The following is an 8,605-nucleotide window of genomic DNA, read 5'->3' as shown; positions in this document are numbered from 1 at the left end:
TGACTTCGTTTCTCAGGAATTGAGAGCGGCGGAAGACCCGGAATTTGAAACCTTCTACACTAAAAATATTCTGCTTAACGAAGGTCTGAGAGCTTGGATGGCTCCCCAAGACCAACCCCACGAAAACTTTATCTTCCCTGAGGAGGTTCTCCCGCGTGGTAACGCTCTCTAATATCCCTACCGCTAGTGGTCGTGACCAAAGTTCCACCGGCTTCGCTTGGTGGTCTGGTAACGCTCGTCTTATCAACCTCTCCGGTAAACTGCTCGGCGCTCACGTCGCTCACGCTGGTTTAATCGTTTTCTGGGCCGGGGCGATGACCCTGTTTGAAACCGCCCACTTTATCCCCGAAAAACCGATGTACGAACAGGGTTTAATCCTGCTTCCCCACTTAGCTACCCTCGGTTTTGGGGTCGGTCCTGGTGGTGAAGTAGTCGATACCTTCCCCTACTTCGTCGCTGGTGTTCTGCACTTAATTTCTTCGGCTGTACTCGGTTTTGGTGGTATCTACCACGCTATCCGCGGACCGGAAACCCTAGAGGAATACTCTAATTTCTTCGGTTACGACTGGAAAGATAAAAACCAAATGACCAACATCATCGGTTATCACCTGATTCTCTTGGGTTGTGGTGCGCTGTTGTTGGTATTTAAAGCCATGTTCTTTGGCGGTGTCTATGATACCTGGGCCCCCGGTGGCGGTGATGTCCGCATCATCACCAATCCTACCCTCAACCCCGCAGTTATCTTTGGTTATCTGACCAAAGCTCCCTTCGGTGGCGAAGGCTGGATTATCAGCGTCAACAACATGGAAGATATCATCGGCGGTCACATCTGGATTGGCTTAATCTGTATCGGTGGCGGTATCTGGCACATTCTCACCAAACCCTTTGCTTGGGCGCGTCGCGCTTTCATCTGGTCTGGAGAAGCCTATCTGTCCTACAGCTTGGGCGCTCTTTCCATGATGGGCTTTATCGCCGCCGTTTACGTTTGGTTTAACAACACCGCCTATCCCAGTGAATTCTACGGTCCGACCGGTATGGAAGCTTCTCAAGCTCAAGCTTTCACCTTCTTGGTCCGTGACCAACGCTTAGGCGCTAACGTCGCTTCTGCCCAAGGCCCTACCGGTCTAGGTAAATACCTGATGCGCTCTCCCACTGGCGAAATCATCTTCGGTGGTGAAACCATGCGTTTCTGGGATTTCCGCGGTCCCTGGTTAGAACCCCTCCGCGGTCCTAACGGTTTAGACCTCGACAAAATCAGAAATGACGTACAACCCTGGCAAGTCCGCCGCGCGGCTGAATACATGACCCACGCTCCTTTAGGTTCCTTGAACTCTGTGGGTGGGGTTATCACTGACGTTAACTCGTTTAACTATGTGTCTCCTCGCGCTTGGTTGGCTACCTCTCACTTCACCCTCGCTTTCTTCTTCCTGATTGGACACCTCTGGCACGCTGGACGCGCTCGCGCCGCCGCCGCCGGTTTCGAGAAAGGAATTGACCGCGAGACTGAACCCGCATTGGCAATGCCCGACCTCGACTAATTTCCCTTAGTTCGATGGTAGAGGCTCCCGTCTAGTTGGCGGGAGCTTTTTTGTGGTTAATATCAGACGCAGCTAAAACACTCTCTAAAGCCGATAATAATCGTTGATTTTCTGCCGGTAAACGGACAGCTACCCGAAAATAATTGCTACCCAATTCGGGGAAACTGAGACAATCGCGGATGAAAATTCGATGATATTTTAATAAAGCTTCCTGTAGGGGTAAACAGGAAGATTGAGATTGTACTAAGAGGAAGTTAGCGGCACTGGTTTGGGGCTGTAATTGCGGAAAATTAGCTAATCCCTGCCATAAATCCTCGCGGGCCGCCGTTAACCAGTCCCAAGTTTGTTTTTGAAAATCCCTATCTTCAATTCCCGCAATAGCGGCAACCACAGCCAAATTATTCACCGACCAAGGATCGCGCCATTTTTGCCATTGTAACAGGCGATCGGGATGGGCGAGGACATATCCTAGACGTAAACCGGGGAGACTGTAAAATTTAGTTAGGGAACGCAAAATCACGAGATTGGGATATTCCGGCAAGAGAGATATTAAACTCTCCTGTTGTGGCGGGGGTAAAAAATCCATAAAAGCCTCATCCACTACCACCAAACCAAATTGCGATAGATAGGGACGAATGGCCGCCACCGTCCAGAGTTTCCCCGTGGGATTGTGGGGATTATTGAGTAATAAGCCTTGTTTTTCGGGATTAACCGGCTTTAAACTGGTTAAATCTAGGGAATGTTGGCAGATTTTTCCACCAAAACTTTTTAAGGCCCGTTCGTAATCGTTAAAAGCGGGTGTTAGTACATAAACACTATCAAATGAGGCCAATTCCCGACCGGCCCAGGTTAATAACTCAGCCGCACCATTGCCGGGGAGAATCCAATCTGGCCCTATATTGTGCCATTGGCCGAGGGCAGAGCGCAACTGCCAATACCCTGGGTCAGGATAACGAGTCAGACTGGTTAAATGGCTTTTAATAGCGGTTAGGGCGCTTTCTGGCGGACCGAGGGGGTTGATACTGGCAGAAAAATCGAGAATAGAGGAAACCGGACAGCCGGCAATGGCGGCCGCCCAGTCAAGATTACCACCATGTTTAGGTCTAAGCAAAAGACTTACAGCGAACGCTTTGCGCTCGCTACGCGAGAACGAAACTCAACAGTAATTATTCCTTATGCGGGGCCACTCTGTCTTTAAACAGTTTACCCGCCGAGAAAGCCGGGACGCGAGTGGCCGGAATCTCCATCTTATCGCCGGTTTTCGGGTTGCGTCCCTCCCTGGCCTGACGTTCCCGGGCCTCGAAGGAACCGAATCCTACTAGGGTTACTTTGTCCCCCTCAGAAACCGCTTCGATAATGGTTTCGATGGCGGCAGTGAGAACAGCATCTGCTTGTTTTTTGGTCACAGAGGCTTTGAGAGCGATTTGATCGATTAATTCACCTTTATTCATGCGCTAACTCCTTTTTTTGCGGTTTTTCTGAGTTTAGGGTGGTTGTCAGTAGTTTATTATGGTTCCCCTGTTGAGGACTCGCCAGGATCGAGATCACTAAATAATGCCTCAAATCCTCATTGGCTATATATTCCACTGCATTATTCTAAGCGGGAATTGTCTCGATCGGAATCGCTGAAACCTTTAATTTATCTAGATTTCCCCCCAATTCCCCGCCAGGGGAGAGAAAAAAGGGAACAAGCGAGAGATTTACAGCGATATAAGCTAATAAAAAGAGATTAGATGGCGAAATTGCCGATAAATATTCTCTAAAAGCGATAGGCATCCTAACTTCCCAAAAATCGTTCATTGGTTCTCTCCAAGATTTTTGACTAATTTTGCCCCCAAAAACGTTAAAAAAGTTTACCAAAGCAATTTCTGCCCAAAAATTAAGGTTCAGTCCCAGGAGATATTCGCTAGAATTGGAACTTATGATCGTTAAAAATATTCAAAAAAGCAGGATTTAACTGGAAAGTTTGCTATCATTATCTATTCAGCGACAAACTCGCATGGTGATTTACTGCTATCCCCTAGCCGATCTAGGTCAAAGCTTAAGACGTTCTTTTATCGTGACTTTTTTGGCAGTAATCGCCATTCTTGGCGGTCTGATCCCCGAATTTTCTTGGACTACGGAGATAGTTAGTTTCCGGTCTTCCGCTTATACTCAAGATTTTACTGCTGACCAAATTAAACGTTATGCAACCGCAGTTTTGTTGATCGAAACCCAAAGAAAACAAGCTTATCAGGCAATTTCGCAAATTTTAGGGAAAAGTCCCCCGGCAATTACCTGTAACCAACGGGAAAGCTTTAATAATCTTCCAGCTAATGCCCAAAGAATTGCCGTAGATTATTGTAATAACTCAAAAAAGATTGTCCAAGATAGTGGTCTGACTGCCGCTCAGTTTAACGCCATTACTAACCGGATTCGCAGCGATGATAACTTGAGACGACGGGTGCAAAATGAGATGATTCGTCTGCAACGGGAGAATAAATAGAAAAAGTTCCTCAGTTTTTCCGGTCAAGCTGGAGTCAGGGCTACAATTAAGAATATTTTTTCCCATTGACCACTACCATGTTAACTTTTACCGAGCGCTTACCCCCCCGTCATACCGCTAGTCCACCTCCCCCAGAAACGGTGGTTTTTAGCCTCCTACTTACGGCCGAAGAACGCACCCGCAGCCGTTATCGTCTCGACAGTCCCGAAGGTTTTTCCCTCTGTTTTCGTTTACCCCGCGGCACCATTCTACAGGATCGCGATTTCCTGCGGGGAGAAAACGGCGAAATTATTCAAATTATCGCTAAACCCGAACCAGTTATCACTATTACCGCCCCTTCAACCGATTTACTCCTCAAAGCAGCCTATCACCTCGGTAATCGTCATGTAGCCCTAGAAATTAATCCTGATTATCTCCGTCTGGCCCCCGATTCTGTCCTACAAGCAATGTTAGAAGGTTTGGGATTAACTGTAAATGAAGAAATCGCCCCTTTTAACCCCGAAATCGGCGCTTATCAGCATTATCATGACCTGGAAGAGGCAAAAAAGGGATAGTTTAAAGAGAACGGAATCCGGTATCGGTCGCAGTTCCTAGAAAAGCCCTCTGGGTAGCTTGAGTATTTATACTTATTGCAAAATAGGTATGCTTTTCCTAACATAAAGTTAACCGGTAATCGTGCCGAACTAATTAGCGAAAACTTAGGGATTAAAACTCTTAGAATGATGTTTTTATTGTATTCAGGAAGTTGAAAAAATGAAGACCAAATCGATCATAAGCTTACTATCTCTTAGCATTATAGGAATGTCAATCTATGGGGGTCAAGCTAATAGTAGTGATTACCGGGCTTTGACCGCAGAAGAAAAATCACGGTTGACCGATGCTTTGCTAAAACAGGGCTGTAGAAATCCTAAAGCGATGAAATTTGATGTTGAGACTAACCAGTTTGAAGCAGAAGATGCTGTGTGTGAGGGAGGAAGAAAGTATGATATTTACCTTGATAGAAACTTTAGGATTGTTTCAATGAAACCAGACTAAAAGAGCAAATCCCTGAGAAGCTTTTACCGGTCGCCGCGAAGATTACCAATGAGGTATAATAAAGCCATTCTGACAGCGACACCACTGGTAACTTGTTGGGAAATCAGACTAAAATCGGGATCATCCATTAAATCGGAACTAATTTCCACTCCCCGATTCACAGGACCCGGATGAAGTACCTTCACCCCCGGTTGACAGGATTGCAAACGAGGACGAGTAATGCCAAAACTTTGATGATATTCGCGTAAACTGGGCAAAAGATTGGCAGTCATGCGTTCTTTTTGCAGTCGCAGGGTCATCACAAAATCGGCCTTTTCTAAAGCTGGTTCTAAATCCCAGTGGAGAAATAGGCGATCGCACAATTCCCCAAAATATTTCGGCAGCAGGGTAGGGGGTGCGGACAAATGTACTTCCGCCCCAGCCGTGGTTAAACTCCAGATATTGGAACGAGCGACACGAGAATGGAGTATATCCCCGACAATAGCGATTTTTTTACCCTCTAACAGTTCTAAACGGGGATTTTCCTGATCTAACAGACAACAGATCGTAAACAGGTCTAAAAGTCCCTGGGAGGGGTGTTCGTGTTGACCGTCCCCAGCATTAAGAATACTGACCCCCGACTGTAAACGATCCATTTCTGCGGCAATTAAATCGGGAACCCCCGACTGTTGATGTCGGATGACAAAGATATCCGTACCCATGGCCACATAGGTTAAAGCGGTATCGAGAATCGTTTCCCCCTTAGTCAAACTGGAACTACCCGGGGCAAAATTGAGAACATCGGCCGAAAGACGTTTCGCCGCTAGTTCAAAACTACTACGGGTGCGGGTGGAAGGTTCAAAAAAAAGATTCGTCACCACTTGTCCCTGTAGGGCCGGCACTTTCTTGGTGCGTCGGGAAAGAACTTCACGAAAACTAGAGGCCGTTTGTAGCAGGGTTTGGTATTCTTCCGGTTGCCAGTCTTGCAATCCCAAAATGTGATGTCGGATCCAAGTGAAAGCCATAGGAGTTGAGGAGGCGGTAAAAACGGCAAATTTCGTCTATGCTATTGTAGGATTTCTTTGCATCAAGTTAATAAATAGGGTTTATGAGAATTAATTTTTCCTTGTGTCAGGTCACTCTCGCGATCGCTTTATTTCTCAATCCCTTGCCGGCGATCGTTGCCCAGACTGCCACCTCTGGGGAAATGGTATCACCGACCACGGGCATTAATTACACTCGCCTGCAAAATTTCCTCGCTCAACAAAATTGGCGACAAGCTAACGATGAAACCCGTAATTTAATCCTGAAAGCAACCGGACGGGAATTACAGGGCTGGTTTACCATGGAAGACCTGCAAAAATTGGCCTGTTGGGATCTGCAAAAGATGGATCAACTCTGGAAAGAAGCTTCCGGGGGTCGTTTTAGTTTCAGTACCCAATTTCGCATTTTTATCGAGACGGGTAATCGACCGGGGCGCTTAGTGGCGATCGAAAATTTTCAAACTTTTGGCGATCGCATCGGTTGGCGTAAAGGTGGTGATTGGATTATTTTTAAAGAAAATCTTAACTATACCCTCAATGCTCCCGTCGGTCATCTGCCGGCGCCCCGGGACGAATATCAGATCGCCGGTGGTCGCCTAGAATACACCACCCTCGCCCAAAGATTAGTTACCTGTAATATTGTTAGCTTAGGGCAAAGCAAACAGTGATCACGCGATCAATTCTGTAGAATAAAATTTAAGGAAAAGCTTCTCTCCTCATCTTCCTCTTCCTTTTCCGATTTCCTAGCACTTTTTCCGCTAAAAACCCGTAAATTTAACAATGATTAAACGATCCGTTAACGTATCGAGAGCGATCGGTTCGTCGATCGCCGTTTCCCTAATTGTCGCTGGTTGCGCCCCCCAAACCCCCCAGGCCACTGGACCGGCGGCTGTTCCCGTCAAACTGCAAACCCTCGGCACCGACAAATTAGTGCAAAGTAGCGAATTTGTGGGTACTTTGATCGCCCAAGAGCGTGTTAGCGTCTCCCCTCAGATTACCGGTCGAATTCGGTCTATTTTCGTTAAATCTGGCGATCAGGTAACTCAGGGACAAAAAATCGCCGAATTGGATCCCGAACAACAACAGCAACAGGTAAACGCCAGTATCGGCCAGGTAAATTCGGCCAAAGCGAACCTCAATGCTTCTGAGGCGGATTTAAGGCAAAGACAAGCACAAGCGAGGGCAAATAAAGCCCAAATTGCCCAGAATCGGGCAAATGTGGCCAATGCCGAAGCCAATGTTAAAAGTCAGATCGCCACCTTGAGCGCCGCCGAAGCCGATTTACAGAGAGCGAGAGCTAATTTAGATTTAGCGGAAAAAAACCTAACAAGAGCCGAATTTCTGGTTAAACAAGGCGCACAGCCCCAACAGGACTTAGATGATCGCCGCCGCGACATTCAGGCCGCCAGGGCGGAAGTAGAGGCCCGGTCTAAAAATCGTGATGCGGCCCGTCAACAGGTGACGGCGGCTAGAGCTACCCTACAGGCAAACAAAGAAGCATTAAATATCGCCATTCAAAACGAATTAGCCTCACGGCAACAGGTGGCGGCGGCGGCGGCAACAGTGAACAGTCGTCAAGCGGCAGTAGCCAGCGCCGAGGGGCAATTAGGGGCGACGCGTCAGAATTTAGTTTTTAACACCATTACCGCCCCGATTGATGGTTTTGTCGGCGATTTTAATCAAAGAAAAGTCGGCGATATTATCTCCCTGGGTGAAGAATTAACCTCGTTGACTAACAATAAAACTTTGGAACTAAATGTGCAGATTCCCGTGGAATTACAACCGCGTCTGCGCGTCGGGTTGCCTGTAGAAATTATTAATCCCGATGGCAGCGCCGGGGTTCGCGGTCAAGTAACTTTTATTTCCCCCACCGTTTCCCAAGCTACCCAATCGGTTTTAGTGAAATTTGCCTTTACTAATGATGGCAGTCTTCGCAATAACCAATATGTGCGGACGCGGTTAATTTGGGATCAAAAACCGGGGGTATTAGTTCCCACCACGGCAGTGACTAGCATCGGAGCGCAAAATTTTGTTTTTGTGGCGGAAAAAGAAAAGGCTAAAGAAGGTCAAGAAAATGCCAAGGAGCGTTTAGTGGTCAGACAAAAACCAATTCAAGTCGGCACAATTCAAGGGCAAGCTTATCAGGTTATTTCTGGAGTAAATGCCGGGGAAAGAATTGCTATTAATAATATTCTTTCTCTCCGAGATGGTACAGCTATAACTGTTAGTCAGCAGTAATTTTTATGAGTAATTCGATTACCGTTCGTCCCCTGTCAGCGCAACTAATTACAGCCGAGAGTTTCCGTCCCTACGGTCAATTAATAACCCCTAGCCATGACGGGAAACTGTTTGATGAAAGCGATGCACAACTGCATTTAAAAAACGGTGTGCCACGTTTTTATATTATGCGTTTACAGACTCGCGGACGTAAATTTAAGCGAATTACTCGTCATAGTCAATGTACCCAATGTCTTGGTTCTTTGGGGGGACAAGAGTGGTTTTTAGGAGTGGCCCCCCCTAGTCCT

Annotated in this window: 11 protein-coding genes and 1 pseudogene; 8 read left to right on the top strand and 4 right to left on the bottom strand. The window is 47.0% G+C overall.

The window, feature by feature from the left end:
- Both PX484_RS19315 and psbC read left to right on the top strand, forming a co-directional pair.
- Positions 1-172: photosystem II protein D2 (locus PX484_RS19315; protein ID WP_271931852.1), on the top strand; the 172-nt coding region annotated here is incomplete at its 5' end.
- A complete protein-coding gene (psbC, locus tag PX484_RS19310; RefSeq protein ID WP_159250274.1) occupies positions 156-1,538 on the top strand; it encodes a photosystem II reaction center protein CP43 in 1,383 nt (460 codons plus the stop codon). The genes PX484_RS19315 and psbC, both read left to right, overlap by 17 nt.
- Positions 1,539-1,569: 31 nt before the next feature.
- On the opposite strand, the gene cobD is transcribed toward psbC, so the two are convergent.
- The 3 genes from cobD to PX484_RS19295 all read right to left on the bottom strand — a co-directional run bounded on the left by cobD (position 1,570) and on the right by PX484_RS19295 (position 3,338).
- Positions 1,570-2,649: a threonine-phosphate decarboxylase CobD gene (gene cobD / locus PX484_RS19305; RefSeq protein WP_002801321.1), complete on the bottom strand. Its 1,080-nt coding sequence runs from the start codon at positions 2,647-2,649 to the stop codon at positions 1,570-1,572.
- 55 nt (positions 2,650-2,704) lie between these two features.
- Positions 2,705-2,989, bottom strand: a complete 285-nt coding sequence (gene hbs, locus PX484_RS19300; protein WP_288105173.1) for a non-specific DNA-binding protein Hbs — start codon at positions 2,987-2,989, stop codon at positions 2,705-2,707.
- Positions 2,990-3,134: 145 nt separating this feature from the next.
- Positions 3,135-3,338, bottom strand: coding sequence for a hypothetical protein (locus PX484_RS19295; RefSeq protein ID WP_002759569.1), 204 nt, complete (start codon positions 3,336-3,338; stop codon positions 3,135-3,137).
- A gap of 199 nt (positions 3,339-3,537) precedes the next feature.
- Between PX484_RS19295 and PX484_RS19290 the strand changes: the two genes are divergently transcribed.
- From PX484_RS19290 to PX484_RS19280, 3 genes are all read left to right on the top strand, one after another.
- The gene (locus PX484_RS19290; protein WP_002801324.1) at positions 3,538-4,023 is read left to right on the top strand and encodes a DUF4168 domain-containing protein; all 486 of its coding nucleotides are present in this window, start codon (positions 3,538-3,540) and stop codon (positions 4,021-4,023) included.
- Positions 4,024-4,100: 77 nt separating this feature from the next.
- On the top strand, positions 4,101-4,577 hold the full coding sequence (ureE, locus tag PX484_RS19285; RefSeq protein ID WP_287665004.1) for an urease accessory protein UreE: 477 nt from the start codon (positions 4,101-4,103) through the stop codon (positions 4,575-4,577).
- Positions 4,578-4,776: 199 nt separating this feature from the next.
- Entirely contained in the window at positions 4,777-5,058 is a 282-nt protein-coding gene (locus tag PX484_RS19280; protein WP_287766018.1) for a hypothetical protein, read from the top strand.
- A 23-nt stretch (positions 5,059-5,081) separates the two neighbouring features.
- Here PX484_RS19280 and PX484_RS19275 read toward each other — a convergent pair whose 3' ends face one another.
- On the bottom strand, positions 5,082-6,062 hold the full coding sequence (locus PX484_RS19275; protein ID WP_002801327.1) for an aspartate carbamoyltransferase catalytic subunit: 981 nt from the start codon (positions 6,060-6,062) through the stop codon (positions 5,082-5,084).
- A gap of 83 nt (positions 6,063-6,145) precedes the next feature.
- Here PX484_RS19275 and PX484_RS19270 point away from each other — a divergent pair, with 83 nt between their 5' ends.
- The 3 genes and pseudogenes from PX484_RS19270 to PX484_RS19260 all read left to right on the top strand — a co-directional run.
- On the top strand, positions 6,146-6,748 hold the full coding sequence (locus PX484_RS19270; protein WP_002801328.1) for a GUN4 domain-containing protein: 603 nt from the start codon (positions 6,146-6,148) through the stop codon (positions 6,746-6,748).
- Between the two features lie 112 nt (positions 6,749-6,860).
- Positions 6,861-8,318 carry an efflux RND transporter periplasmic adaptor subunit gene (locus tag PX484_RS19265; RefSeq protein WP_288105170.1) on the top strand — a complete coding sequence of 486 codons (1,458 nt, stop codon included), beginning with the start codon at positions 6,861-6,863 and terminating at the stop codon, positions 8,316-8,318.
- Positions 8,319-8,323: 5 nt separating this feature from the next.
- Positions 8,324-8,605, top strand: a pseudogene (locus PX484_RS19260) (ureidoglycolate lyase); the annotation flags it as partial.

Origin of the sequence: Microcystis sp. M49636_WE2 (genome assembly GCF_030065375.1) — a bacterium.
In the GTDB taxonomy this organism is placed as follows: Bacteria; Cyanobacteriota; Cyanobacteriia; order Cyanobacteriales; family Microcystaceae; genus Microcystis; species Microcystis aeruginosa_C.
Note: the sequence above shows the minus strand (reverse complement) of the source record. Positions and strands in the feature narration are given on the sequence as shown.

Coding starts and splice junctions, on each gene's coding strand:
- hbs (WP_288105173.1), bottom strand. CDS start 2,989: ATGAATAAAGGTGAATTAATCGATCAAATCGCTCTCAAAGCCTCTGTG.
- PX484_RS19295 (WP_002759569.1), bottom strand. CDS start 3,338: ATGAACGATTTTTGGGAAGTTAGGATGCCTATCGCTTTTAGAGAATAT.
- PX484_RS19290 (WP_002801324.1), top strand. CDS start 3,538: ATGGTGATTTACTGCTATCCCCTAGCCGATCTAGGTCAAAGCTTAAGA.
- ureE (WP_287665004.1), top strand. CDS start 4,101: ATGTTAACTTTTACCGAGCGCTTACCCCCCCGTCATACCGCTAGTCCA.
- PX484_RS19280 (WP_287766018.1), top strand. CDS start 4,777: ATGAAGACCAAATCGATCATAAGCTTACTATCTCTTAGCATTATAGGA.
- PX484_RS19275 (WP_002801327.1), bottom strand. CDS start 6,062: ATGGCTTTCACTTGGATCCGACATCACATTTTGGGATTGCAAGACTGG.
- PX484_RS19270 (WP_002801328.1), top strand. CDS start 6,146: ATGAGAATTAATTTTTCCTTGTGTCAGGTCACTCTCGCGATCGCTTTA.
- PX484_RS19265 (WP_288105170.1), top strand. CDS start 6,861: ATGATTAAACGATCCGTTAACGTATCGAGAGCGATCGGTTCGTCGATC.